Source organism: Microlunatus phosphovorus NM-1 (assembly GCF_000270245.1).
Taxonomy (GTDB): Bacteria; Actinomycetota; Actinomycetes; order Propionibacteriales; family Propionibacteriaceae; genus Microlunatus; species Microlunatus phosphovorus.
Window position 1 is genome coordinate 219,167 of record NC_015635.1, and the last position, 24,609, is coordinate 243,775.

General features: G+C 66.6%; 23 protein-coding genes and 1 pseudogene. 8 read left to right on the forward strand and 16 right to left on the reverse strand.

What is annotated here, in order from left to right:
* Positions 1–49: 49 nt before the first annotated feature.
* Positions 50–1,450, forward strand: coding sequence for a DUF2252 domain-containing protein (locus MLP_RS01005; protein WP_013861116.1), 1,401 nt, complete (start codon positions 50–52; stop codon positions 1,448–1,450).
* 44 nt (positions 1,451–1,494) lie between these two features.
* Here the strand turns inward: MLP_RS01005 and MLP_RS01010 are convergent, their stop codons facing one another.
* The 5 genes from MLP_RS01010 to MLP_RS01030 form a co-directional block, all read right to left on the reverse strand.
* Positions 1,495–1,872: an SHOCT domain-containing protein gene (locus MLP_RS01010; protein ID WP_013861117.1), complete on the reverse strand. Its 378-nt coding sequence runs from the start codon at positions 1,870–1,872 to the stop codon at positions 1,495–1,497.
* A 167-nt stretch (positions 1,873–2,039) separates the two neighbouring features.
* A complete protein-coding gene (locus MLP_RS01015) occupies positions 2,040–3,266 on the reverse strand; it encodes an AI-2E family transporter (RefSeq protein ID WP_013861118.1) in 1,227 nt (408 codons plus the stop codon).
* Positions 3,267–3,330: 64 nt separating this feature from the next.
* Positions 3,331–4,098 (reverse strand): exodeoxyribonuclease III, encoded by a 768-nt coding sequence (locus MLP_RS01020; RefSeq protein WP_013861119.1) that lies wholly within the window; start codon positions 4,096–4,098, stop codon positions 3,331–3,333.
* Positions 4,099–4,425: 327 nt separating this feature from the next.
* Entirely contained in the window at positions 4,426–5,754 is a 1,329-nt protein-coding gene (locus MLP_RS01025) for an MFS transporter (protein ID WP_013861120.1), read from the reverse strand.
* A complete protein-coding gene (locus MLP_RS01030; protein ID WP_013861121.1) occupies positions 5,751–6,320 on the reverse strand; it encodes a winged helix-turn-helix domain-containing protein in 570 nt (189 codons plus the stop codon). The genes MLP_RS01025 and MLP_RS01030 overlap by 4 nt, the downstream gene beginning before the upstream one ends.
* A 131-nt stretch (positions 6,321–6,451) precedes the next feature.
* Between MLP_RS01030 and MLP_RS01035 the strand changes: the two genes are divergently transcribed.
* Together MLP_RS01035 and MLP_RS01040 are read left to right on the forward strand one after the other, a co-directional pair.
* Positions 6,452–8,470 carry a peptidoglycan-binding domain-containing protein gene (locus tag MLP_RS01035; RefSeq protein WP_013861122.1) on the forward strand — a complete coding sequence of 673 codons (2,019 nt, stop codon included), beginning with the start codon at positions 6,452–6,454 and terminating at the stop codon, positions 8,468–8,470.
* Positions 8,471–8,537: 67 nt separating this feature from the next.
* Positions 8,538–9,005, forward strand: a complete 468-nt coding sequence (locus MLP_RS01040) for a hypothetical protein (RefSeq protein ID WP_013861123.1) — start codon at positions 8,538–8,540, stop codon at positions 9,003–9,005.
* 90 nt (positions 9,006–9,095) lie between these two features.
* Here the strand turns inward: MLP_RS01040 and MLP_RS01045 are convergent, their stop codons facing one another.
* Positions 9,096–9,962: a hypothetical protein gene (locus tag MLP_RS01045; protein ID WP_013861124.1), complete on the reverse strand. Its 867-nt coding sequence runs from the start codon at positions 9,960–9,962 to the stop codon at positions 9,096–9,098.
* A 215-nt stretch (positions 9,963–10,177) separates the two neighbouring features.
* On the opposite strand from MLP_RS01045, the gene MLP_RS01050 reads away from it, so the two are divergent.
* Complete coding sequence (locus MLP_RS01050; RefSeq protein ID WP_013861125.1) at positions 10,178–10,936, forward strand: GntR family transcriptional regulator; 759 nt, start codon at positions 10,178–10,180, stop codon at positions 10,934–10,936.
* A 58-nt stretch (positions 10,937–10,994) separates the two neighbouring features.
* Here the strand turns inward: MLP_RS01050 and MLP_RS01055 are convergent, their stop codons facing one another.
* Entirely contained in the window at positions 10,995–12,005 is a 1,011-nt protein-coding gene (locus MLP_RS01055) for a proline racemase family protein (RefSeq protein WP_013861126.1), read from the reverse strand.
* A 166-nt stretch (positions 12,006–12,171) separates the two neighbouring features.
* On the opposite strand from MLP_RS01055, the gene MLP_RS01060 reads away from it, so the two are divergent.
* Positions 12,172–13,095: an ornithine cyclodeaminase family protein gene (locus MLP_RS01060; RefSeq protein WP_013861127.1), complete on the forward strand. Its 924-nt coding sequence runs from the start codon at positions 12,172–12,174 to the stop codon at positions 13,093–13,095.
* Positions 13,096–13,311: 216 nt separating this feature from the next.
* Positions 13,312–13,665: a universal stress protein gene (locus tag MLP_RS01065; RefSeq protein WP_013861128.1), complete on the forward strand. Its 354-nt coding sequence runs from the start codon at positions 13,312–13,314 to the stop codon at positions 13,663–13,665.
* On the opposite strand, the gene MLP_RS01070 is transcribed toward MLP_RS01065, so the two are convergent.
* From MLP_RS01070 to MLP_RS28775, 6 genes and pseudogenes are all read right to left on the reverse strand, one after another.
* Positions 13,666–14,433, reverse strand: coding sequence for a GntR family transcriptional regulator (locus MLP_RS01070; RefSeq protein WP_013861129.1), 768 nt, complete (start codon positions 14,431–14,433; stop codon positions 13,666–13,668).
* Positions 14,434–14,497: 64 nt separating this feature from the next.
* Entirely contained in the window at positions 14,498–15,301 is an 804-nt protein-coding gene (locus MLP_RS01075; RefSeq protein ID WP_013861130.1) for an inositol monophosphatase family protein, read from the reverse strand.
* A 75-nt stretch (positions 15,302–15,376) separates the two neighbouring features.
* Positions 15,377–16,390, reverse strand: a complete 1,014-nt coding sequence (locus MLP_RS01080) for an ABC transporter substrate-binding protein (RefSeq protein ID WP_013861131.1) — start codon at positions 16,388–16,390, stop codon at positions 15,377–15,379.
* 123 nt (positions 16,391–16,513) lie between these two features.
* Positions 16,514–18,205, reverse strand: coding sequence for an ABC transporter permease (locus MLP_RS01085; RefSeq protein WP_013861132.1), 1,692 nt, complete (start codon positions 18,203–18,205; stop codon positions 16,514–16,516).
* On the reverse strand, positions 18,202–18,816 hold the full coding sequence (locus MLP_RS28770; RefSeq protein WP_331442793.1) for an ABC transporter ATP-binding protein: 615 nt from the start codon (positions 18,814–18,816) through the stop codon (positions 18,202–18,204). Before MLP_RS28770 ends, MLP_RS01085 begins: the two co-directional genes overlap by 4 nt.
* Positions 18,814–19,284 (reverse strand): annotated as a pseudogene (locus tag MLP_RS28775) (ABC transporter ATP-binding protein); the annotation flags it as partial. The gene MLP_RS28770 and the pseudogene MLP_RS28775, both read right to left, overlap by 3 nt.
* Positions 19,285–20,023: 739 nt before the next feature.
* On the opposite strand from MLP_RS28775, the gene MLP_RS01095 reads away from it, so the two are divergent.
* Positions 20,024–20,302, forward strand: a complete 279-nt coding sequence (locus tag MLP_RS01095) for a helix-turn-helix domain-containing protein (RefSeq protein WP_013861135.1) — start codon at positions 20,024–20,026, stop codon at positions 20,300–20,302.
* The gene (locus MLP_RS01100; RefSeq protein WP_013861136.1) at positions 20,299–21,585 is read left to right on the forward strand and encodes a type II toxin-antitoxin system HipA family toxin; all 1,287 of its coding nucleotides are present in this window, start codon (positions 20,299–20,301) and stop codon (positions 21,583–21,585) included. Before MLP_RS01095 ends, MLP_RS01100 begins: the two co-directional genes overlap by 4 nt.
* Positions 21,586–21,619: 34 nt before the next feature.
* Here the strand turns inward: MLP_RS01100 and MLP_RS01105 are convergent, their stop codons facing one another.
* Genes MLP_RS01105 through MLP_RS01115 form a run of 3 tightly spaced genes read right to left on the reverse strand, consistent with a single transcriptional unit; the run spans position 21,620 to position 24,492 of the window.
* Positions 21,620–22,999 carry an NAD(P)(+) transhydrogenase (Re/Si-specific) subunit beta gene (locus tag MLP_RS01105; RefSeq protein ID WP_013861137.1) on the reverse strand — a complete coding sequence of 460 codons (1,380 nt, stop codon included), beginning with the start codon at positions 22,997–22,999 and terminating at the stop codon, positions 21,620–21,622.
* 6 nt (positions 23,000–23,005) lie between these two features.
* The gene (locus tag MLP_RS01110; RefSeq protein WP_013861138.1) at positions 23,006–23,326 is read right to left on the reverse strand and encodes an NAD(P) transhydrogenase subunit alpha; all 321 of its coding nucleotides are present in this window, start codon (positions 23,324–23,326) and stop codon (positions 23,006–23,008) included.
* Positions 23,323–24,492, reverse strand: a complete 1,170-nt coding sequence (locus MLP_RS01115) for an NAD(P) transhydrogenase subunit alpha (RefSeq protein ID WP_013861139.1) — start codon at positions 24,490–24,492, stop codon at positions 23,323–23,325. The genes MLP_RS01110 and MLP_RS01115 overlap by 4 nt, the downstream gene beginning before the upstream one ends.
* Positions 24,493–24,609: the final 117 nt, after the last annotated feature.

The following is a 24,609-nucleotide window of genomic DNA, read 5'->3' on the forward strand; positions in this document are numbered from 1 at the left end:
CGTACCAGCCCGCGTATCGACGCCGGGTGGGCTGGGGTAGGAATACACCATGAATCAGCCGGATTGGCCGTACTCGTTGCCGACCATCGAAGATCAGGTGACCGCTGGCAAAGCCGCCCGGGAGAGACTGTCGCGAAAGCACCAGGCGGATCTCCGGCCCAGTCCAACCGACCCCGTGGACATCCTCACCGCCCAGGACGCCACTCGAATCCCCGAGTTGGTGCCCGTCCGCTACGAGCGGATGCTGGTCTCGCCGTTCACCTTCTATCGCGGCGCCGCGGCGCTGATGGCCGCCGATCTGGGGAACTCCACCCACTCCGGATTGATGGTGCAGCTGTGCGGAGACGCCCACCTGTCCAATTTCGGGCTGTTCGCCTCCCCGGAGCGGCGGTTGGTGTTCGACTGCAACGACTTCGACGAGACCCACCCCGGCCCGTTCGAGTGGGACGTCAAGCGCCTGGCGGCCAGCTTCGAGCTCGCCGGCCGGGAGAACGGACTGACCGTCAAGGAGCGCCGTACGCTCACCACCCGGGTCGGCCGCTTCTATCGGGAATCGATGGCACAGTTTGCTGCCGCAACCGCGACCCGGGTCTGGTACGCCCACCTGGAGATGGCGCCGAGCCTGATCGACAAGCTGGCCGAGAAGCCCGGCAAGAAGGACATCAAGGCGGCGCGGAAGGTCACCGAGAAGGCCCGGCGGCGAGACAGTCGTCAGGCTGTGCGCAAGATGATCCGGGTGGTCGATGGTCACGCCGAGTGGATCGCCGATCCACCGGTGCTGGTGCCGCTGGAGGATCTGGCCCAGGGCCAGGATCAGCAGACCCTGCTGCACGGCATGGCCGAGCTGTTGGGGTCGTACGCCGAGACCGTCACGCCGGAGATCCAGCACCTGCTGCGCGACTACCGGCTGGTGGGCATGGCGCGGCGGGTGGTCGGCGTCGGCAGTGTCGGGACCTCCGCCTGGGTGGTGATGTTGGTGGGCGCGGACGAGAACGACTTCCTGGTGCTGCAGGCGAAGGAGGCCGTGGCCTCGGTGTTGGCGCCCTACGTCCCGGGCTACGCGTTCCCGCATCAGGGCAAGCGGGTGGTCGAGGGCCAACGGCTGATGCAGGCGTACGGAGACATCCTGCTGGGCTGGAAGACCTCCGAGGTGTCGGGCTATCCGCGGGACTACTACGTGCGTCAGTTCAGAGACTGGAAGGGATCCTTCGAGCCGTCGACGATGACTGCCGAGCAGCTGGGCATCTATGCCGATGCCTGCAGCTGGACCCTGGCCCGGGCCCACGCCCGATCAGGCCCGCGCGTCGCGATCGCAGCCTACGTGGGCGACAACACCGCCTTCGACAACGCGGTGGCGGAGTTCGCCGTGGCGTACGCGGACAAGACCGAGACCGACTACGAACGCGTACGCGCCGCGTCCGACCAGGGTCGGCTCACGGCGCGTACGTGACGGACAGGTGCAGCCTCAGCAACTCATGCTGAACTGCGGCAGGCTCAGGAAAGAGCCTTGGCCTTGATCTTCTCGAACTCCTCGGCGGAGATGCTGCCGGCGTCCAGCAGGGCCTTCGCGTCGGCGATCTCCTGGGCGGGGGAGCGCCCGGCGACCTCGCGGATGTAGCTGTCGGTGCTCTCCTGAGCCTGCTTGACGTACGCGGCCTGGCGGGTCGCCATGCCGTTGCCACGGGCGATCAGGTAGACCACGGCGGTGATCAGCGGGAAGACGATCAGGAAGACGATCCAGATGGCCTTGTGCCAGCCCTTCTGCTCGCGGTCGCGGAACAGATCGGTGACGATCTGGAACAAGATGATGAGATACGCGACGAACGCGAAGCTGACGATGACCAGCCAGATGAACTGGAAAAAGGTTTCCACGGGTTACTCCTAAAACGATGACAAAGGTGCCGGCGACGAGTCTGGCAGCAGCGATGACGCAGATTTCGGTTCGACAGCCGGATGAGATAGTACGAGAGTCACCGTACGCGCAGAATCACCCCGCGCGGGTGAGGTAGCCGGGGTGGCGGGTCCTTGGTCCCAGCTGGTCAGGTGTCTTCGCGGGCGGCAGCGGGCAGGTCCGGGACCGAAGCAGGTTCCCTCTCGGCCGACGACGTGTCGTCCGTGGTGACCTTGCCCCGGCGGCCGCGGCGGCGCTTCTTGGGTTCGGGCTCGTCGAGTTCGGCGTCGGACTCGTGCCGCATGGCCCGCGTCGATCCGAACAACGCGATGGCCCATCCGGCGGACGGATCTGTGTCGATCAGGATCGCTTTCACCAACAGTGTCAACGGAATCGCGAGGATCGCCCCGAGTGGTCCCAGCACCCAGCCCCAGAACACCAAGGCGATCAACGTGACCGGCATCGAGACCCCGACCGCGTCGCCGACGAAATAGGGCTGGATCAAGGAGGTGAACAACGAATTGAGGACGATGAAGGCGATGATGACGAAGAGCATCATCGGCCAGTCGCCGATGAGCAGGGCCAGCAGAGCCGGCGGCACCAACCCGATGACGAAGCCGACGTACGGGATGTAGTTGCAGATCGCCGCCAGCAGCCCCCAGAGGATGGCCAGCGGGATGTCGAGCCAGAGCAGTAGCAAGGTGTCGGCGAACCCGGTGATCACGGCGAACACGGTGGTCACACCGAGAAAGCGCCGGGTGTTGGTGGCGAAGATGGTGAACGCCTCGCCCAGCCGCGGCCGAAGGCGTTTCACCGCGGCGATCCTGCCCACGGCCCCCGTCGCGTCGATGCCGAGGAACAGCAGCAGGCTGAGTAGGAAGATCGCGTTCATCGCCAGCCCGGCGACCCCACTGAGGATCGGTACGACCCGCTGGATCACCTTCTGCATGTCCAGATCGGCGAGCATCGCCGTGACGTAATCGCGGTTGATCCCTTGCGCAATCAGCGCCTCGCGCAATCTGTCGACCAGTCCGTCGGCCTGGGCGGCGTAGTCGGGCAGCACCGTCACCAGTCGCGCGATGGCCAGCACCATGATGCTGCCGAGGACCAGTAGCACTCCAAAGATCGCCAGCAGGAGGACGACCAGTGCGACGCCTTCGGGCACCTTCTTGTGGCGCAGCCAGGTGTGCAGCGGGTGCACCAGCAAGACGATGACCAGGGCCAGGAACACCGGCCCGATCAGCCAGGCGAGCTCGCGCGCACCCGTGATCGCGATGACACCGGCGGCGAGGCCCAGCAGGATCGTCAGCGCGCGAGGAAGCGGACTGCCGGGCAGCGACGTGTTCGGGGTGCTCGCGGTCGGGTGGAGTGCCATGCGCTGCTGCCTTACTGCTGGTCTGCGGTCGGAGGTGCCACGGTGACCGACCGCGGCGCGGCTATCATCCCGCAGATTCGTCCAGCTCGACGTCGACAACCACCGGCGCGTGATCGGACGGCAGTTTGCCTTTGCGCGCTTCCCGGTCGACGTAGGCATCGCTGATCACCAGATCGGGGCTGGCCAGCACCAGGTCGATCCGCATGCCGCGATCCTGATGGAACATGCCGGCTCGGTAGTCCCAATAGGTGAACGGCCGATCGTTCTTGCCGGGCCGCGCCGGCACATCCACCAGGCCGGTGTCGATCAGCGCCCGTACGGCAGCGCGCTCCGGCTCGGTGACATGCGTGGAGTTCGCGAAGGCGGTCATGTCCCACACGTCGTCGTCGGTCGGTGCGACATTGAAGTCACCCATGATCACCTGGCGGCTGGGTGTCCCGGTGGCAGGCAGCGTACGACGCAGCGTGGCGAGCCAGTCGAGCTTGTAGTCATAGTGCGGGTCGCCGAGCGCGCGGCCGTTCGGCACGTACACGCTGGTGATCGTCAGCGGACCGCATTTGGCAGCGGCATAGCGGGGCTCCGGATGCCCCGGCAACTCGGTTGCGACCGGCTCCAGCCCGACCCGAGACAGCACGGCTACCCCGTTCCACCGTCCATCGCCGACGTGCAGAGCCTGATAGCCGAGGTCGGCCAATTGTTGGTACGGAAATGCACTGTCGGCCGCCTTGGTCTCCTGCAGCGCCACCGCATCCGGTTCGCGAGTGACCAGCCAGTCCAACAGTCGAGGCAGCCGAGCGCCGATCGAGTTGACGTTCCAGGTGGCGATGCGCATGCGCGGATCGTATAAGTGGCTACCGACAGCGTTGGTCGTCACTCGCTGTTCGGCTGCGCTCCCTAGGACTCCGTCTTTCCTCCTCGCTCGCAAGACGAAGAACGTGTCTTGCTCCCTCGTCGGTCCAGACGGAGCCCTCGCTCCGCCTCACGGCCGCTCGCGACGGGTGTCGTCGCTCGCGTCGGGGGTCGTCACTCGCTGTGCGGCGGGCCCCAACCTCGACTCCGCACCATTTGCTGCTACTGCGCATGGGGTGTACGTGGTGCGCAGATGATGTAGCTGGTGCGAAGTCGGAATCGGGTGGGCACGAATTGGTGCGGAGACGACTCAGCTGGTGCGAAGTGGGGAATCCGCGCTCTGCTTGTGGCCGCCCGCGGCGGGTTGGTCACTCGCTGTTCTGCTGTGCTCCAGCGACGGAGGAGGGGCGAAGGAGGAGTGGTTCCCGACGGCGGGGACGATGACGGCGATGGCATAGACGCCCGCGCAGACCAGCAGGGCCGGACTGAGGCCGAAGCCGGTGACCAGGGCAGCTGCAGCCAATCCGCCGAGGGGCATGCCGGCCCAGGCGAGCGCGTCGACCGGGGCGGTCACCCGGCCGAGCATCGGTTCGGGGATCCGCTCGAAGATGATCGCGCCCAGCATCGGGTTGAGGAATCCCGAGGCCAGCCCGCTGATGACATAGGTGACCACGACCACGCTCAGGCTGGCGTCGAGTCCGAGCACCAGGAAGGGCGGCGGCCCGGCGATGGCGAACGCGATGAAATAGGTCGCGCGACGGGGCAGGCGATCACCGAGCCAGGAGGCCAACGCTCCGGTGAGCACCTGGGCGCCGGCCAGACAGGTGAGCAGCAGCCCGATGGCGGCGATGCCGTAGCCGCTCTGGTCGGCCCAGACCGGCAGCAGGACCGAGGCCTTGGCCACATCCAGCAGATTCGTCACCGCAATCATCAGCGCCAGCCCGAGCAGCAGCCGATCACGCAGCAGAAACTGCCAACCCTCCCGGAGCTGGGTCAGGTAGCCGACCGGCACGGCCTCGGGGTCGCCAGCCTGCGGTCCGGCGACGGCGGTGGGAACGCACAGCGCGACGACGCCCGCGCTGAGCGCAAAGCATGCCGCGGTGACCGCGACGGTCAGCGGCGGCCCGGCGAGGGTGATCAGCACCGCCGCCAGGGCCGGTCCGATCAGACCGCCCGATCGTTCGACCGCGCTGACCAGGCCGGTGACCCGGGTCAGCGGTACGTCGGCATGCCGCGCGACGAGCGGAGCCATCGTGTGCTTGGCGGCATCGCCGGGTCCACGCAGCGCCCCGGCGAGGCCGACGATGACCAGCAACGTCCCCAGCGGCAGCGCGCCCAGCTGATGCAGCAGCGGGATCAGAGCGAACAGACCGGCGCTGATCAGATCGGCGACGATGCTGACCCGTCGCTGTCCGAGCCGATCGACCAGGGGCCCACCGACGGCCTTGGTGAGCACGTACGGGGCCAGCTCGGCCGCCACGACGAGACCGGTCTGGGCAGCAGACCCGCTGGTGGTCAGCACGAACCAGGGGATCGCGATGCCCGCGACCCGCAGGCCGATGGTGGCTATGCCGAGAGTGCCGACCACGCCGGCAACCGGCAGAAGGGCATGAGCTCGGCGGCGGGATGTGGGGTTCATGATTCCTCCGGCGTGATCGGCACGACCTGGAAACGGGCTTCCACCGGCCACGTGCCGGGCCGGGGTCCGCGGTCAGGATCGCGTTGGGGATAGGAGTGCAGCAGGTCGAGCAGCTCGCGACTCAGCCGGGCGGCCTCCTCCGGCGTCAGTTCCAACAAGACGTCCGACATCTCGAACGCGGTCTGCCACGCTGCCGGCCATCCGGTCTTGGCGGCTTGAGCCTGAGCCAGTGAGCGGGTGATTGCGGAGATGATGCCCAGCTCGTACGCGTCCCCGGCCTCGGCCGCGGTCGGGTCCATGCTCCGCGCATCGAAGGTGGTCGACCGGTGCACCGCCTGCCACCAGCGATCCCGCTCATTGCCGCGCTCGGTGTCCTCGGCGATGAAGCCATAGCGCTCGAGCTGCCTCAGGTGGTAGGAGAGCGCGCCGCTGGTGAGCCCGAGCCGGCGGGCGAGCGTCGTAGCGGTGGCCGGACCGTGAGTGCGCAGCAGACCCAGCACCTGCACCCGCAGCGGGTGGGCCAGGGCCTTGACGTTGTCGCCAGTGACGGTGATCGACGATTCCATGCCTGCAGTGTAGAACAGCAAAGGAATCTTTGCAAAGATCTATTTGCGATTGGTGTGGGGAATCTGGTAGGTGCACAGAAGGCTGCCCTTTCGGGCAGTGGCAGTCGGGCGCCCGCGGGTGACACTTGACTGTGGGCATTCTCGACGGAGGGCACCACGACCCCGGCGCTCGGCAGCCGGGGGACTCCGCGTCGCGGGCGCCGACCCGTCGGCCTGTCGACAGCCCGCAGCACACCCGGCATCGCCCGCGCGGCGTCGACGCGGCGTCACTCACTCTCAGCGAGATCGTCGACCTGCAGCGGCTGGCCGGCAACGCGGCTGTCGGTGGTCTGGTTGCATCGTCTCGACCAGCTCAGCCGGCAGGAGTCCTGCCGAACGGGCCAGCGCCCCAGCCGACCATCCAACGCGCCTCGGCAGCGAAGGGTGAGGGCGCCCAGACCTGGGTGCGACCGGGTGACACCGGAGCGGATGTAACCAAGCTGCAGCAGCGCCTCAACGCCATCGGCTCTCCTGGTACGCCGGTCGCCGAGTCTGGGGTCTACGACGCCACGTTGCGCTCGGTCGTCAATCAGTTCCAGCGTGACCATGGTCTGGATCCGGACGGGATCGTCGGCCCGCTGACGTACGAGGCGATGGATCGGGAGGACAGTTCGGGAACCGACGAGGCCGTGGCCGTCGGCGACGACCTCACCGGAACCGCGGGTACGCCGACCAAGGCCGACATCGATGCCATCGAGGCCGAGCTCAACCCGACCAGCAGCGGTGGCGGAGGACCGGCCCGGGACTGGGATGGTCGCTCCGACGCCGCGAAACGAACCGAGCTGGACACCGAGGTCACTGCGGCAATGCAGGCACACCTCAATGGCGTGACGCCGCGGATGAAGGAGATGGAGACCGCGAAGGGCGCCGGGAACATCCTCAGCACGACCGATCAGGAGGGCGCCGGTCGACGAGCCAAGGCGGACGTCGACGCAGTCTTCGGCGGGCTGGCAAGCGCCGCCGTGCTCACGGCGCCGCAGGAATCGGCCCGGTCCAGCTTCGCCTTCACCGGCGGGGTCAATCTGCTGGACGCCAGCGACACCTCCGTACGGACTCCTGACCCGGCGGATCTGACCGGCTGGATCTTCGAGACCGACGCCGACTCCCGCCAGGCGCAGACCGACCATGGCTTCAACGAGCGGCGAACCACCCAGGGCGAGCCGGCATTCGCCGCCGGGATCAAGGCCAGGTTCATCGCGCAGGGAGACAACCGGGCCGATCTGGAGCGCTACGACCAGTTTGGGTTCTTCTTCGCCGTGGAGGGTCCGCGAGTGCTGTCCCAGACCGCGATCGTCGATCAGCCGGGCTTCTCCGCCACCCCGAGCAGTCCCGGCGCGATGTCGGACGCCGAACGGCAGATGCGCTGGCAGACCTGGGAGGTGTTGGTGCACGAATACATCCACACTCTCGAGCACCCGAACTTCGGCGCCGCTTCCAAGGGCAATCGGATCATGAAGGAGGGGTTCTGCGAGCTGTTCACCAAGGACATCTTGTTGCACGGTGGCCAGATCGCGGCCGCCCAGACCGACGCCGATCCCGCCCGCCGGATCGAGGTGGAGGGCAAGGACGAACCGGGGTTCGCCGGCAAATTCGTCCCTGACTACGACTCCGGTGAGTACGCGGACTATGTTGCGCACGCCGAGGCCATCGAGGGCCAGGTCGGCTCCGATGCCGTCCGGGCGGCGTTCTTCCTCGGCCATGTCGAGCACATCGGGCTCAAACCCAACGGCGACATGATCGACCCGTCGGCGCCGGATGCGAAGAAGTTCCTCGCCCCGGAGAAGGTGAAGATTCCGACCACCGTACGCTCGGTGGGTGCGGTCAGCATCCTCACCGGCGCCCCGGAGACCGACATCGTGACCGCCAATCCGGGGCTGCCGGCAACCGGCACGCTGCCGGCATCGGCGCACACGACGGGTCTGATCGTGCCCGGTACGACGCAGCACCGCACCTTGGAGGTCAGCGATCGGGCCGGCAACACCGTCGTCGAGACCAAGGCCGACATCGCCGTCCAGCACGGCGTCAGTGAGCATTCCATCCAGCGGGCGAACCCGGACCTCAACCACGGCGAGCCTCGGCCTGGTGAGTGGGTCTTGATCCCGGTGCACTGATGGCTATGACATCGCGGCCCAGGACACTGCTGACCAGGACACTGCTGACCAGAACGGAAGGATCCCGATGAACGAGCTGCGTGCCTTTGCCGACGGCCGGTGGTCGGAGTTCACCGGTCTCGACCGGTGCTCGCTCGCCGAAGCGGATGACCAATTGGGTGAGCGGCAGGACGGCCGGCTGCACGGCGGGATGTTCGGTGGCGAGCCGACCCAGTTCGGGATCTATCCCGGCAGCGCGGCGACCCCGGGCGGCCTGACGGTCTGGGTGCTCGGCGAGGCGGTCGTGGGGTTGGAGGCCCACCAGCCGACCCCGTCGCCGACCGCGCTCTCCGCACTCGGCGAGCCGGGCACGGTGATCGGCTCGGAGCTCGGACCGGACTGGTCACAAGAGCTGTGGCCCGAGCGTGGCCTGGTGCTCCATCGGCGTGCGGAGAGATTCGCCGTCGTCTTCGGGTTGAAGCCGTTCACCGTCGAAGGGTGGGAGTCCGATCCGCTGCGCTGGTGGCGGATAGAACGGCGGCCGACTCGGCGCTGAGAGCCCGAGTGCTGCGGCCCGAGGGCTCAGACACGGGTGGCCGAAGCCCCGAGTCAGGTCAACTTTGCTTGCCCGGTCAGAGCAGTCCGGTCAGACCGGGAGGACCTGCCGTGCGAGGCGAGCGAGCCGAGACGGCGCTGGGCGCCAGACCCCTGCGTCAGCTGGGTCCCAGGCGTAGCTGGGGATGCCGGATACGGGGTCGAGGAGTCGGCCGAGCCGTGGGAGGCGCAGCACGTAGGCCGACCAGTCGTACAGCTGCGCGAGTCTCGGCACGATCATGCCGACGTCCAGCAGGTGCCCCAGCCCGTGCTCGGCTGCGGTATGCCGACCCACATCGTCGTCCAAGGGATAGCGGTCCGGCAGGATGCGTGACAGGGACAGAAAGATGCCGGTCATGCCCAGTCGTGGGTCACCCAGTAGTCGACCGCATGGTGCGAGCCAGCTCAGGGCGAGCTTGGGTGCGGAGACCAGAGCATGGGCGTACATGACTCGGACCAGGATGAGGTTGAGGAAGAACCGCTCCACCCGGCCTTCGCGCCGGGCGAGCTCCTCGTTGCAGAGGTATGCGGCGGCGATCGTCATGTTGTGAGCCCGGTACCACGACCGGCTGCTTGGCGCCCGGATGAAGTCGAGAGTCGCCACCACGCTCGCGGTGCGCGGCTCACCGGGATGTCCGAAGGCGATTGCGGATGCTTCGCAGGTGTCTCGGAGCAGTGAGTCGTTCACCGTGCGCCACCACAGGCTGCCGGGCGCGGAATGGGAATCGGGGTTCAGCAGGCCACGTCGCAATTGCCAGCCCATGAAAGCCGCCGCCGCTCGGCGGTAGGGGAGGTAGCCCTGGTCCACCGCGGCAGGCACTCGATACAGGTCACGCAGAAACGCCAGGCGGCCTGCAGGGTCGTTGCTGACTCGCGACACCATCTCGTCTGCGTAGGCGCCGGCCGCGACCTCGACCACCCAGTCATCCTCGCAGCACGGGCGTCGCGGCGGAAAGCTGGCCCCGAGCAAGGTGGGCGCTGTCTGGCCCTCGACCACAACCCAGCCGGGGTTGCACGGCACTAGTGCGGGCACTAGGCCACAGAGCAGACTGTCGAGTAAACAGGGAGACTGGACCGGTCAGCCCCGATCGCAGCCTGAGGCGGCGTCCGGTCCAGCACAACTCGAGGAGGCTCATGCCCGCGACATTCCGCGACGGTGCCTTCGACAAATTCGACAACCGGGTGACCTTCGACGACGGTGGGCTGCACCTCCCGGACCGGGCCCACCACAGCAGTCTGCGCGATCAGGTCACCGAGGCGCTCCGCGCGGCGCTGATCGCTGGCCAGATGAAGCCTGGCGTGCTCTACTCGGCACCGGCCATCGCCGAGATGCTCGGCGTCTCCGCCACGCCGGTCCGTGAAGCGATGCTCGATCTCGTCAAAGAGGACCTGGTCGTCCCGATCCGGAACAAGGGCTTCCGGGTGACCGAGCTGTCCGATCGGGAGCTGGATGAGCTCACCGAAGCCCGACTGCTGCTCGAGGTGCCCACCATGGGGGCCGTCGCCGCGGCGTACGAGTCGTCGATGGAGCCCGAGCTGACCCGGCTGCGGGCGCTGGCCCGTGACCTGGAAGCCGCTGCCGCGACGGACGAGATCACCCGCTATCTCCAACTCGACACCGAGTTTCACACCCGCTTCCTGGCCCTGCACGGCAACAACGAGATCGTGCGCGTGGTGCGCCAGCTTCGTTCCCGCAGCCGGCTCTTCGGGCTCGAAGCCTTGGCCCGCTCCGGCAAGCTGGTGGAGTCCACCCGCGAGCACATGCAGATGATCGACCTCGCTGTGGCTCGGGACCGGAGCGGACTGGAAGAACTGACCCGCGTTCATCTCTCCCACACGCGCACCATCTGGGCCACCGACCAGGCCCGCAGGTCAGCTACCGACCCGAGCTGAGCAGGCACCAACGGCCTGGTCGTCTTCGCCGACGGTCTTCTCGGGAGGCGCGGTTGAATCAGCGGAGCACGAAGCCCTCACCGAGCGGATCGGCCGGGTCGAGCTCGAAGGTGTGCCGGCCTGTGCGGTAGGCCATGCCGCTGACTTCGGGCACGACCGCCTGGCGGTCGCCAACCGAGAGCTCGGCGACGATCCGAGCCCGGAAGACGGTGCCCACGATCGACTCGTGAACCAGGTCCTGACCGGGGACGAGCCGGCCGGCCGACGCCAGGTTGGCGACCCGGGAGGCCGTTCCGGACCCGCAGGGAGATCTGTCGACCTCGCCGTCGGCAAAGACCGTCACGTTGCGTTGCCGCAGCTCGCCGTCCTCGGTGCAGCCGAGATCGTCGAACACGATGGTGCCGTAGATGCCGCTGAGACGCTCATCCTCCGGATGCACGGCGTACTCGCTGCCGTTGAGTCGATGCTTCACCTCGCGCCCGATCGCAATGAGCTCGGTGTAGTTCTCCGGTGTCACGCTGAGACCGACGCTCGAGGCTTCGAGGTGGGCATAGATCGCGCCGCCGTACACGACATCGACGACGACGTCACCGCGCGACGTCGGCACGCGCACATCGCGGTGCAGCACATAGCTCGGCACGTTGATGAAGTCGACACCGACCACCTGAGAACCATCGGTACGCACCCGAGCGGTGACCCGGCCGGAGGGAACGTCGATCCGAACATCGGTGACTCCGGAGGGATCCGGTCTCACCAGCCCGGTGTGGATCGCCCACGCGCCGAGTGCGATCGTGCCGTGACCACACGCAGTCGAGAAGCCGTCCTTGTGCCAGAACAAGACTCCGAATTGGGCGTCCTCGTCGTCCGGCGGCACCAGGAAGCCGCCGTACATGTCGGCGTGGCCGCGGGGTTCGAAGCACAGCAGCCGGCGCAGCGATTGGACGGCGTCGTCACCGATCGCGGCGACTCGGCGTTCGGCCACCGTGGCGCCGGGGATCGTTGTCTCCGGCTGCACGATGCGGAACGGCTCACCCGCCGTGTGATAGTCGACCGTCTCGACCGTGGTCATCTCCATCCTCCTATCGAGGTCACTGCGCTGGGCTGTTGCTTGGGGCCACTGTGTCACTCCTCTGTGTTGATCCCATCCGGAGCAGCAGAGGTAGTTTCATCAGAGAAATTGTACTGTACAATTGCACAGGCAGGAGCAGTAAGTCCACGTACGAGGAGAGTCATCAATGGAGGTCATTACCGTCGGACCCGAGCAGGTCCGGTCTCTGGTCAGCATGCAGGATGCCATTCAGGCTGTCCGGGAGGGTTTCCTCGCGCTCGGTCGTGGTGAGTTCGAGATGCCGACCCGAACTGCCCTGCGGGACGGCCAATTCCTGGTGATGTCGGCCCACCATCGGCCCACCGAGTCGGCCATGATCAAGACCCTCAGTCTCAACTTCGCCGGTCGGACGCCCGCGATCGTGGGCACCGTGGTCTGGAGTGACCTCAACCGGACCGACCATCTGGTCGCCGACGCCTCCGCGGTCACGGCTCTGCGCACCGGCGCGATCACCGGTGCCGCTACCGACCTGCTGGCCCGTGCCGATGCCAGCACCTGCACCATCATCGGGGCCGGTGGTCAGTCGGCCGATCAGGTGCGTGCCGTCCATGCGGTCCGGCCGCTCTCCTTTTTGCGTGTGGTGGACCGCGACCTGGAGCGAGCTGAACAACTCGCCGCCCTCGCCAGCAGCGAGTTGGGCATCACCGATGTCAGGGTCAGCGACGATGCCGACGAGAGCGTCCGTGATGCCGACATCGTCTGCTGCGCGACCACGGCCACCGCTCCGTTGTTCTGCCTGGAGTCCTTGGCCCCGGAGGTCCACGTCAATGCCATCGGGGCCTTCCGTCCCACCATGCGCGAGCTGCCCGATGAGTTGCTTGCCGACGCCACGGTCGTGATCGACGAGTTGGAGGCCATCCTCGAGGAGTCGGGCGAGGTCCTGCACGCCATCGGCAGCGGCGCGATCACCGAGAGCGACCTGATCGAGCTGTCTGACGCCCTTGGCGGCGGGGTGCCGGCGCGAACCGGACGTACGGTGTTCAAGTCTGTCGGCGTAGCCCTGCAAGACTGGGCCATTGCCCACCTGCTCGCCCAGAAATGTCTTGCTTGATTGAGTCGTGTGCCGTCGATTCGCGCCCATTGAGTGGCTCTATGTAGGCATTGTCAGAATAAATGCCGTCAGCTATGTCGGTTTTCAGAAAATCGGCGTATGATGATTTATGTCTGCGGTCGTGCTCCCTGCTGAGGCTGGGTCGATGCTCAGCTACTCGCGCAGAGGTGCTTTGCCTGAGACGTCAACCAACCCCTATCAAGGAGAATGCAAGAAATGACAGTCGTCGTCGCCGTACCGGACAGCGCCGAAGGAACCCTCGCGCTCCAGGCCGCGGTCGCCGAGGCAAAGTTGTTCGACACCGACGTGGTTGCGGTCAACTTCGGTCGGGGACATCTCGACATCAGCGCTTACGAGGGCGTCACCGTCCTGACCCTGTCACCTACCAGTGATCAGGTCGACGGTGTGCTGGCGGTGATCTCGGAGTACAACGCCAGCCGGCTGGTGATCGGCCTCAAGCGCCGTACGCCGGTGGGCAAGGCCCTGCTCGGCAGCATCAGCCAGCAACTGCTGCTGCAGAGCCCCATTCCCGTCCTGTCCGTCAAGGTGGACGAGGACGAAGAGGACTGATCATCCACCGCTGCCCGCATCGTCGACGGCGATGCGGGTCAGCGGTGTCGGATTGAGCGTGCTGTTGTCCACGGCGAAGTTCGCCTTGTTGGGCAGATAGCGATTGTCGGCGATGTCGAGGACCGTGCCGTGCTGGTCGAGGGTGGTGCGGCGCACGCGCAACAGCGGACTACCCGGTTTGACCTCGAGCCAGCGTGCCTCGATCTCGCCGGCACCGACAGCATCGATCACGTTATGTGCCCGGGTGGGGAAGATCCCCTGGTTCCGCAGTGTCTGATAGATGCTCTCGGCCTCCAGGTCGACGCGGAGCAGGTGCCGCCCGGCGTCGATCACGTACACGCTGCGCTCGAACATGACCGGTTCGCCATCGACCAGGCGCAGCCTGACCACGGCGACAACAGGACTTTCCACGGCGATGTCGAGGTCGCGGGCCAGGCGCTCGTCGGCCAGCCGCTGGGTCAGTTCGATGACCTTTGCACCCGGCGTACGGCCCAATTCCTCGACCCACTCCGTGAACGAGATGAAGGTGTCGAACGACTGAGAACGGACTGCGCGTTGGACTCGCGGGGGCGCGCCACGCCCACCGACGACGAGTCCCTCGGTGCGGAGCTTGGCGAGCGCTTGTCGCACCGGTCCGCGCGAGGTGCCGAACTCGGCGACCAGGGCCTTCTCGCTCGGCAGCTGCTTGCCTTCCTCCCAGTCTCCTGAGCGGATCCGTTCGGCGAGAACGTCATAAAGTTGGCTATACAACGGCTGGCTGGCGGCCACGGCGCCACCCTACCGGTGCGGAGGGGGCGCCGTGGCCCAGTATGTCCAACTCAGGATGTCCAACTCATCCATTCAGGACGCGAATAGCCTCCTCGTGGAGCTCTCGGGTGGCAGCCGCGACACAGGTCAACTGAGTCGCGATGGTGACCGGGCCACCGAAGCCGTCGGTGACCACGCCACCGGCACCCTCGATGATCGGCACGAACGAGCAGATGTCGTACGCGCCCACCGTGCCGCTCTCCACCGCGATATCGAGTGCGCCCGAGGCCAGTCGGCCAACCCCGTACGCAGCAGCCCCGAAGACCCGCCACGCGGTACGGCTGTTGAGGACATCGCGGCCGGCGCGCTGTTCCTCGAGTACCACCTCCGGGTTGCTCCAGGAGACCGTTGCACCGTCGAGCGTGGTGCGCCCACTGGTGTGCACCGGCACGCCGTTCTGCGTGGTGGTGCGTCCATCCACCCCGAGCCAGCGATCCTGAGTCGATGCTGCGTCGATGATCCCGATCACCGGTCGGCTGTGCCGGCAGAGCGCGATCAAGGTGGTGAACACCGGGATCCCCACGACGAAGGACTTCGTGCCGTCGATCGGATCCATGATCCACACGAACTCGGCATCGGGGTTCTCGGGCGGGAACTCCTCACCGATGATGCCGTGCTCGGGATACCGGTCACGGATCATCGAACGAAGCGTCTGCTCGACCCCACGATCGAACTCGGTGACCGGGCTAGCATCGTCCTTGGTCTCGAACCGGCTGTCGTTGAGCCGTTTGGAGAGGACCACGCGGGCCGCGTCGGCCAGTTCTTCGATGAAGCCTACGAACTCATCGCATTGTGGATGCTCGGAGAAGGGGTGTTCGGAGAAGGACATCTGGATCAATCCCGTACCTTTCAAGGACGGTCCGTTTTCAGCTCAGTACCGTCGATGCTTAGGAACCTTCGAGGCTCAGGACACCGACTTCCAGAACTTGAGGAAGTCCGTCCGGCCCTTGGTGTCCTCGTCGGCGTGGATGTCGACGATCGTCAGGTCCTCGAGCTTGGGGAACTCGACGAACTGGCTGACATCGATGTCGGATCGGCTCGGTCGCCGGTAGGACTGGGCGAGCAGCTCCTCCTGGGTCTCCTTGGCGAGGATGGTGTCGATCAGCTGCTTCGCGGCGTCCGGATGAGCCGGATCCTTGATGATGATCACCGAGTCCTCCTCGACGAAGGTGCCGTCGGAGGGATAGACGATCTCCACGCCCGCCTGGCCACCGGCCACGTACGGGTAGATGTTCGACTCGTAGCCGATGGACACGGCGTACTCGCCGTTCGCCACCGCCGGATAGACGTTGCCCGAGCTTGCGGACACCTCGAGATTGGCGGCGAGCTTCTTGAAGTCGGCCTCACCCAGCACCTTGTAGGCACCGTAGAGGGCGGTCAGCGCGGTGGTGGACTGCTCCGGGTCGGCGACGATCAGCTTGCCCTTCCACTTCGGGTCGGTGAGCTCTTTCCAGGTCTTCGGTGCGGTCTTGTTGTCGATCTGGTCGGTGTTCGCCATGAACGCCACGACGTGCACGTTGGTCGCGGTCCAGCGGTGCTCCGGGTCGACCAGGTTCTCCGGGATCGCCTTCGCCTCGGGCGACTCGTACGGCTCGACCAGGTCGGCGTACTCCTCGAGGGTGGCGGCCGGGGCACCGTAGAAGACGTCGGCGCTGTTCTTGCCGGCCTCGGCCTTGATCCGCTCGAGCAACGGGCCCGAGCTGCCGGTGACGACCTCCACCTTCAGCTTCGGATCCGCCTTGGCGGCCTGATCGACGACCACGCCGATCGTGGTCTCGTTGTTGGAGCTGTACATGACAGCGGTGTTCTCGCCGCCGCCTGTCTCTCCGCCGCCGCTGCTGCTGCCGCCGCAGCCGGTCAGCGCGAGGGCGGCCACCGCCGCCACGGCGCCGAGCTTGGTGAGTCTGGTGAGTTTCATGAGAGTCCTTTCCGTGCTTCAGGGGTGCTGGGGCTTCCGGGGGTTGACCGGAGATCACTTCTGAGGTGGATGCGAATCAACTGACTGGAGTCAGCTGACGCGGAAGTAGGGGGATGAGAGGGATCAGCCGAAGAGCCTGATCTTGAAGACCTTCGTTGCGATGACGATCGGCACGATCGCGAGCAGCGTCAGGATCAGTCCGTAGGCTGCGGCCTGACCGTTCAGCCCGGTGTTCATCAACTGGAACACCTTGATCGTGATGGTCTCCTTGCCGGCGGAATAGACCACCAACGAGGCCGACAGTTCGGCGATCATGGTCGTCCAGGTCAGCACAGTGGCGGCTGCGATGCCGGGAACCATCAGCGGCAGCACGACCTTCAGGAACGATCGGAACGGTGGTACGCCGAGGCTGACCGAGGCGTCCTCGAGCGAGTTCGGGATGGAGTGCAAGGTCGCCGAGGAGTTGCGGATCCCGTGTGGCAGACGGCGGACGACGAGCACCAGCACGATGATCGCGGTGGTGCCGGAGAGGGTGATCGGGCCGCTGCCGAAGGCGGTCATCATGCCGATGCCCAGCACGGTGCCGGACAGCGCCATCGGCAGCATGATGATGTAGTCCAGCGCCGGGGTGAGGGGATTCTTCTTCTTCACGATCACGACGCTGATCACGATGCTGACGATGATGCCGATCAGACAGGCCATTGCGCCGAACGCGATCGTGTTCAGGATCGGCTGCGGCTCCCGGGTCAGGACTCGCCGGATGTTGTCCAGGGAGAACTCGCCCCACCGCAACACCGGCCCGCGACTGACCGTGAAGGCCATCACGGTGACCATCACCATCGGCAGCGTCGAGGCGATCAGCAGCACAGCGGCGATCAGCGAGAGCAGCACACCTTGGACGCCACGCAGCTTGATCGGCACCCAGGAGCGGCCCTGCACCATCTCGTAGCTGCGGCGGCCGACCGTCCGTCGCTGGATGAACAGGATGAGGGCGACGATCGCGATCGACACGGTGGCCAGCGTGGATTGCATCATCGGGTTCCCGCCGGTCTCGGCGAGGAACACCTTGTAGGTCAGCGGCGCCAGCAGCGGCACCTTGCCGCCGATGATCGCCGAGGTGGCGAAGTTGCCGATGGTCAGGGTGAACACCAGGATCGACGTCGCCCCGACGGCCGGCAGAATGGTTGGGATCATGACCTTCAGCCGGGCCGCCAGGGGAGAGGAGCCGAGGCTCATCGCCGCCTCCTCCAGCTGCGAGTCGAAGCTCTTCAAGGCAGCGAGGGTGCCCAGATAGACATAGGTGTAATAGAGCAGCGGCAGGATGAGGATCAGCCCTCGCCAGCCGTACAGCGTCGGCAGGGCGATGTCGAACTGGTCGCGCATGAACCGGGTCAGGAAGCCGTTGTTCCCCAGGAACATCAGCCATGCCTGGGTCACGATCACCTCGGGCACCAGCAGCGCGGTGATCGGCAGCACCGCAACGACGGCCTTCAGCCAGAACTTGAAGCGAGAGGTGAAATAGGCGAGGAAGACGCCGATCGCGGTGGCCAGCACAGTGACGATCGCCGCGAGCAGCAAGGTGTTGCCGACAGCTTGTAGATACTCCCCGCCGGTGAAGAACTCGACCCAACCGCCGAGCCCACCGCCGGAGAGCGAGCCGAGCAGCACGCTCAGGATCGGCCAGACGATGAAGATCAGCGACAGCGCCACCGCCACCAGGGTGAGGACCAGCCATGGTGAGATCTCGAGTGGTTCCTTCCGCCGAGCGGGGGTCGGGGTCGGCACCTGGGTGTCGGGCTCGGTCTGGACGCTCATGACGCCATCACCAGGGTCTCGTGTGCCGGGAACAGCACCGAAACCCGGTCGCCCGCGGCGAAACCCTTGCTGCTGGCCGGCTCGGAGGTCTCGATCACCGTTCCGGTCGACAACCGAACCCGATGCTGTTGCCGGTGGCCGAGATACTGCTGGCGGACGACCTCGCCGGCCACGGCGGTGACCGATGGGTCGGCCGCGGCGCCGGCCGCGACCAGCCGCAGGTGCTCCGGGCGGGCGATCGCGTACGCGTCCCCGACGCCGAGCTCGGTCCGACGCACACCGCGCAGCGGCACCTGGCCGAGAGTGACGGTGACGGACTCACCCGGGGTCTGCACTGCGTCGGCCGAAACTGATACAGACAACACATTCGCGGCGCCGATGAAGTCCGCGGCATAGCTGGACACCGGTGACTGGTAGATCTCGGTAGGAGTGCCGAGCTGTTCGATCTTGCCGGTGCGGAACAGCGCGATCCGGTCCGACATCGACAGCGCCTCTTCCTGATCGTGGGTCACGAACACGGTCGTGATGCCCACTTCGCGCTGCAGGTCGGAGATCGCCTCGCGGATCTGGAGTCTCAGCTTGGTGTCCAGCGCAGACAGCGGCTCGTCCATGAGGAGCACGCTCGGTCTGATCACGAGCGCCCGGGCCAGTGCGACCCGCTGCCGTTGTCCGCCGGAAAGCGCGCCCGGCAGCCGGTCGGCGAACCCGGCCATGCCGACCCGCTCCAGGGCTTCCGAGACCCGGCCCGCGATCTCGCCCCGTGGCGTCTTGCGTGCCTTCAGCCCGTATGCGACGTTGGTGGCGACGGTCTTGTCCGGGAACAACGCGTAGTCCTAGAACATCATGCCGATGTTGCGTCGGTAGGTCGGGATCTTCGTCACGTCCTGCTCGCCGAACGCGATGTGTCCGCTGGCGGGCGTGATGAATCCGGCGATCGCGCGCAGCAGCGTCGTCTTGCCGCATCCCGAGGGTCCGAGCAGAGTGAAGAACTCGCCGTTCTCGATCATCAGGTCGAGTTCTGAGATCACGGTCGTGTCGCCGTAGGTGATCTTGAGCTTGTCGATGCGGATGGATGTCATGGGTTCCCCTTCACAGCTTCTTTCAGCCTCGTTGCTGGGCTCCGCAGCAGATGGTTGAAACTAGCAAGGCCTGCGAGAACTTGTAAAGACAGGTTTGGCAGATTGTTTGAAACGATTGCGTTTCACAAGAGGTGGCGGGGCAGCGTCGCCAGCTGGGTATCGCGGGTCGAGGGCCCAAGGGCAGGAGAAGACCTTTGTATAGAAGGATGTTTCTCGATCCGGGTAGCGCCACCAGCGAGGATGGCAGTGAGGTGCTCGGACGAGCGGGAGCCTGCGGTAGTCATAATTACTTCGGCGATCCGCGTTCTGCTCCGCCGGTGGATGAGTCAGGGCTCCCGGAGCAACGACGCCTAGCCCAGCAGCACCGCCGTCGTCTGCTCGTCCGGCGTCGGCTCGCTACATCCACTGGTGCGCTGTGGTTGCTTCGGGTGCCGGGAAACAACATCCACGCACCAGTGAGTGAGCACTCATTAGCTCGTGACGCCGAGGGTCGATGCCCACATCGGGACAGACGTGCGGCTCAACCGGCGGAGAGCGGCGTGTCGCGGCTTGTGCAGCCATTGAGCCACGCATCTGTCACGGTTCTCAATCTCGCTGCGTACCCTGACGGCTCCGCCGGTGACTTGTCTACGAACGTGGACTAGTGTGATTGTCATCGTTCGTGGACAAGCCGCAGTTGTACACGAACGTAGACAGTTGCACTTGTCTATGAACGTAGATATTCGAAGGGAGCCCGAGGATGGCGGCGGTCGAGGAGGTGGACCACTGGGTCCAGTTGGGCCGGGTCATCCGCGACGGTCGAGCCCGCTCAGGTCTCACTCAGCACGCACTGGCCGAACGGGCCGGCGTCTCCCGCGCCTGGCTTGCCCGGGTTGAGTCCGGTCACCGCAAGGCGGAGATCGAGTATCTGATGCGGACACTTGCCGCCCTGGATCTCTCCCTGGCGGTGGTGCCGCGTACCCCGCCGGACGTCGACCCTGAGCTGGCCGAAGCACTCCGCCGGGCTGGCCTCGCATGACGGAGCCGTCGACCGGTCCTGCCCTGCTCGTTGTGCTGTACGGAAGAGTGATCGGCCAGCTCGATCGAGGTCCGCGGGGTCCGGTCTTCCACTATGACCCCGAGTATCCGCGTAACGCGCCTCCGCTGTCGGTGAACATGCCGCCGTCGGGAACCGTCTATCCCAGCCGTGTCGTCCTGCCCTTCCTCGAAGGCATGCTCCCCGAGAACGCCGAGGTGCGTCGACGGATGGCTCGTGAGCTGGACGTGCAGCCAGACGCCCTGTCGCTGCTGTCGAAGGCCGGCTGGGACTGCCCGGGTGCTGTCCAGTTCACGCTGCCCGAGCGCCTCGAGGAGATGCTTCGACGCCCAGGCCTCCTCGTCCAGGTCACCGATTCCGACATCGCGGCCCGGCTAGATCGGCTGCGAGACGACGATGCCTCATGGACGAGGCCAGGGGAGCATTGGTCGCTGGCCGGCCAGCAGTCGAAGTTCGCGCTCGCCCGTACGGAGCAGGGCTGGGCCGAGGCGAAAGGGACTGCGCCCACTACACACATCATCAAACCGGGGATCGGGCGGTTGGCCTACCAGGCACTGGTGGAACACGCCACGATGCGGGCGGCCGCGACACTCGGAGTGAACGTCGCGCGGACCACCTACACCGAGTTCGCCGGCCGCCCGGCCATTGTCGTCGAACGGTTCGACCGACTCCGAGGCTCACGGGACCAAGTCCTGCGCCTGCACCAGGAGGACATGTGCCAGGCGCTCGGTCGGATGCCCGAGCGCAAGTACGAGGAGAACAGCGGGCCGAGCGTCCGAGAGATGGTCAAGACCTTGAGTCTGCATGCGTATGAGAAGTCGCGGAACATCTCCGGACTGCTTGACTTCGTGCTCATCAACTACGCGGCGGAGGCGCCCGACGGGCACGCCAAGAACCTCTCCATCCAGATCCTGCCGTCGGCCAGCGATATCCGGCTCGCTCCGTTGTACGACCTCGCGTCGGCGCTTCCGTACGACCGGGGCGGCTTCGACCGGGATCTGGCGCTCTCCATCGGCGGCCGTCGCCGGATCAACGACATCCACGCCAAGCAGTGGGCTCGGCTGGCGAGAGAGCTGCACATCTCCGAGGACGAGGTGAGGCATCGAGCACGTGAGCTTGTCGCCGGCTTCCCGGACGCCTTCGGCGATGCGCTGGCCGAGGTAGGCACCCCTGCGGCTGACCAGGTATGGAACTGGACCAGCGACAGGGCCCGTCGGCACGCCGAGATGTGCCTGACCCGGCTGAGCGAACCCTCTGCGGACTGATCCCCACAGGTCCGATCGCTACAGGTCCTGATCGCTACAGGGCCTTCACCTCGGCCAGCACCTTCGCCAGGCTGTCCTTGGCGTCACCGAACAGCAGCGAGGTCTGCGGCTCGTACAGCAGCTCGTTCTCGATGCCGGCGAAGCCGGGTCGCATCGACCGCTTCAGGAAGATCACCTGCCGGGCCTGGATGGCGTGCAGGATGGGCATGCCGTAGATCGGTGCGCCAGGGGTGGTCTCGGCGGCCGGGTTGACCACGTCGTTGGCGCCGACCACCAGGGCCACGTCGGCATTGCGGAACTCCGAGTCGATCTCGTCGGCCTCGCGCAGCTGCGCGTACGGCACCTGAGCCTCGGCGAGCAGCACGTTCATATGGCCTGGCATCCGGCCGGCGACCGGGTGGATGGCGTAGTCGACCTGCACGCCGCGCTCGGTCAGCACGTCGACCAGCTGGCGCAGGGTGTGCTGGGCCTGGGCGACCGCCAAGCCGTAGCCGGGGACGATGATCACCCGGTTGGCGTACGCCAGCAGGATCGCCACGTCGGCCGGTCCGGTGGACTTGACCGGTCGCTGGCTGGCCTCGCCGGCCCCCAGCGTGGAACCGCCCTTCAGCGCGCCGAACAAGGTGTTGCCGAGCGAGCGCCCCATGGCCGTTGCCATCAGCTTGGTGAGCAGGGTGCCCGCCGCGCCGACCAGCGTGCCACCGACCAGCAGCAGCGGGTTCTCCAGCACGTAGCCGCTGGCGGCGACACTGAGGCCGGTGAACGCGTTGAGCAGCGAGATCACGATCGGTACGTCGGCGCCGCCCACCGGCAACACGAGCAGCACGCCGACGCCGGCCCCGATCACCGCCAACGCGATGCCGGCGACCATGGTCGGGAACAGGGCGAGGAAGACGGCGAAGCCGATGGCCGACAGCAGGGCGAGCCCGTACAGGATCGGGTAGCCGGCGAACGTGATCGGCCGGGTCGTCATCAGCTCCTGGAGCTTGAGGAAGGTGACGATCGAGCCGGTGAAGGAGACCGAGCCGATGATGATGGTGAGCGCGGTCGCGATCAGATGGAAGGTCGGTGCACCGCCGCGCTCGGAGATCTCGTGCAGTTCGACCAGCGCGACGATTGCCGCCGCCCCGCCGCCGACGCCGTTGAACAGCGCGACGAGCTGCGGCATCTGGGTCATCTGCACGCGGTAGGCGCCGATCGTGCCGATCGCGATGCCGACGACGATGGCAATGCCGATCGGCAGCAGGTGATCGAGCTTGCCGGAGATCAGCACGGTGACGGTGGCCAACGTGGCGCCCGCAGCACCGATCAGGTTGCCGCGACGGGCCGTCTTGGGTGAGGAGAGACCCTTCAGCGCGAGGATGAAGCAGACGGCGGCAGCCAGATAGACGACCTGGGCCCAGACTGGTGGCATCGGTGATCAGCCTTCGATTCCGGGTCGCTGATCGCCGCCGCTGACCGGCCGCTTGCGGATGAACATCTGCAACATCCGGTCGGTGACCACGAATCCGCCGGCCAGGTTGATGGCGGCCAAGACGACGGCGACGAGACTGAGCCCCAGGATCGGCGTGCTGTCGGTGTGCCCGGCGACCAGGATCGCGCCCACCAAGATGATGCCGTGAATGGCGTTGGCCCCCGACATCAGCGGCGTGTGCAGCGTCGAGGACACCTTGGAGATCACCTCGATGCCGACGAACGCCGCCAGCACGAAGATGGTGAGCCAGGTGATGGCCTCGGTCATGATTCGAGCCTCTCGGGAGTGTCCACGGTCTCGGCGGGTGCGATCTCGGTCGGTGCCGCCTGGGCTGCCAGGCTGGGGTGCGTCACCAGCATCCCCGCCACGATCTCGTCGTTGAGGTCAGGATCGAACATCCCATCGCGGGTCATCAGCTGGATCACGTTGACGACGTTCTGCGCATACAGCCGGCTGGCCGGCGCCGGCATCTGACTAGGTACGTTTGCGCCGCCCCAGAGCTGGACACTGCCGTGTCCGGTGGCAGTTGGGACATTGACCACACTGCCCGCGACCACGCCCTCGACGTTGCCACCGGAATCGGCGGCCAGGTCGACGACCACCGAACCAGGACGCATCCCGGCGACCATCTCGGCGGTCACCAGCAGCGGTGCCTGGCGGCCGGGCACGGCGGCGGTGGTGATCAGCGCGTGGGCGGCGGCGATGTGGGGAGCGAGCCGCTCCCGCTGCAGTTGGGCCCGTTCTTCGGTCATCTCGCGGGCATACCCACCGGAACCCTCCAAGGTGGGCAGCTCCAGGTCGATCGCGGTAGCCCCGAGCGAGGCGATCTCCTCGGCGGCGGCTGCTCGCACGTCGTACCCCTTCACCACCGCGCCCAGCCGCCGGCAGGTGGCGATGGCCTGCAGCCCGGCGACCCCGGCACCGAGCACCAGCACCTGGGCCGGCCGGACCGTACCGGCAGCGGTCATGCTCAGCGGGAAGAACTCGCGCAGTCGCCCGGCAGCGACGATCGCGCAGCGATAGCCGGAGACCAGCGCCTGCGAGCTGAGCGCGTCCATCGACTGCGCCCGCGAGATCCGGGGCACCTGCTCCATGGCGAAAGTGGTGATGCCGGCGGACTGCCGCTGGGCCACCTCATCGGCGTGGCGACCTGCGAACAGGAACGACACCGTGGCGGCGCGCGGGGCGCAGAAGCGCAGCGCCTCCGGTTTGACCGGCTGGACACTCAGCACCAAGCCGGCACCGTGCAGCGCGTTGTCGCTCACGGTCGCGCCGGCATCGGCGTACTCCTGATCGTCGAGCAATGCCGCTCGCCCGGCGCCGGGTTCGACGGCCACCTCGTACCCGGCACTGACCAACCGACCGACCAGCTCGGGGACGAGCGCAACTCTGGTCTCTCCCGGCTCGGTCTCCCGAGCGACCGCAATCCGCACGAGAACGAACCTAACTCACCACACCCCCCGAGCCCGGCTGCCGACACCCGGTCAGGCCATCCCCGCGACCCAGGTCGTGCCGGCACCGGGCCGAAGGTCCCGCCGGCATCGCGGATC

Excerpts from the sequence above, each read along its gene's own strand:
- MLP_RS01025 (WP_013861120.1), bottom strand. The coding sequence starts at position 5,754 with ATGAACCCCACATCCCGCCGCCGAGCTCATGCCCTTCTGCCGGTTGCC.
- MLP_RS01030 (WP_013861121.1), bottom strand. The coding sequence starts at position 6,320 with ATGGAATCGTCGATCACCGTCACTGGCGACAACGTCAAGGCCCTGGCC.
- MLP_RS01075 (WP_013861130.1), bottom strand. The coding sequence starts at position 15,301 with ATGTCCTTCTCCGAACACCCCTTCTCCGAGCATCCACAATGCGATGAG.
- MLP_RS28770 (WP_331442793.1), bottom strand. The coding sequence starts at position 18,816 with ATGGACGAGCCGCTGTCTGCGCTGGACACCAAGCTGAGACTCCAGATC.
- MLP_RS01085 (WP_013861132.1), bottom strand. The coding sequence starts at position 18,205 with ATGAGCGTCCAGACCGAGCCCGACACCCAGGTGCCGACCCCGACCCCC.
- MLP_RS01060 (WP_013861127.1), top strand. The coding sequence starts at position 12,172 with ATGGAGGTCATTACCGTCGGACCCGAGCAGGTCCGGTCTCTGGTCAGC.
- MLP_RS01005 (WP_013861116.1), top strand. The coding sequence starts at position 50 with ATGAATCAGCCGGATTGGCCGTACTCGTTGCCGACCATCGAAGATCAG.
- MLP_RS01080 (WP_013861131.1), bottom strand. The coding sequence starts at position 16,390 with ATGAAACTCACCAGACTCACCAAGCTCGGCGCCGTGGCGGCGGTGGCC.
- MLP_RS01110 (WP_013861138.1), bottom strand. The coding sequence starts at position 23,326 with ATGACCGAGGCCATCACCTGGCTCACCATCTTCGTGCTGGCGGCGTTC.
- MLP_RS01095 (WP_013861135.1), top strand. The coding sequence starts at position 20,024 with ATGGCGGCGGTCGAGGAGGTGGACCACTGGGTCCAGTTGGGCCGGGTC.
- MLP_RS01100 (WP_013861136.1), top strand. The coding sequence starts at position 20,299 with ATGACGGAGCCGTCGACCGGTCCTGCCCTGCTCGTTGTGCTGTACGGA.
- MLP_RS01015 (WP_013861118.1), bottom strand. The coding sequence starts at position 3,266 with ATGGCACTCCACCCGACCGCGAGCACCCCGAACACGTCGCTGCCCGGC.
- MLP_RS01050 (WP_013861125.1), top strand. The coding sequence starts at position 10,178 with ATGCCCGCGACATTCCGCGACGGTGCCTTCGACAAATTCGACAACCGG.
- MLP_RS01065 (WP_013861128.1), top strand. The coding sequence starts at position 13,312 with ATGACAGTCGTCGTCGCCGTACCGGACAGCGCCGAAGGAACCCTCGCG.
- MLP_RS01020 (WP_013861119.1), bottom strand. The coding sequence starts at position 4,098 with ATGCGCATCGCCACCTGGAACGTCAACTCGATCGGCGCTCGGCTGCCT.
- MLP_RS01040 (WP_013861123.1), top strand. The coding sequence starts at position 8,538 with ATGAACGAGCTGCGTGCCTTTGCCGACGGCCGGTGGTCGGAGTTCACC.
- MLP_RS01105 (WP_013861137.1), bottom strand. The coding sequence starts at position 22,999 with ATGCCACCAGTCTGGGCCCAGGTCGTCTATCTGGCTGCCGCCGTCTGC.
- MLP_RS01055 (WP_013861126.1), bottom strand. The coding sequence starts at position 12,005 with ATGACCACGGTCGAGACGGTCGACTATCACACGGCGGGTGAGCCGTTC.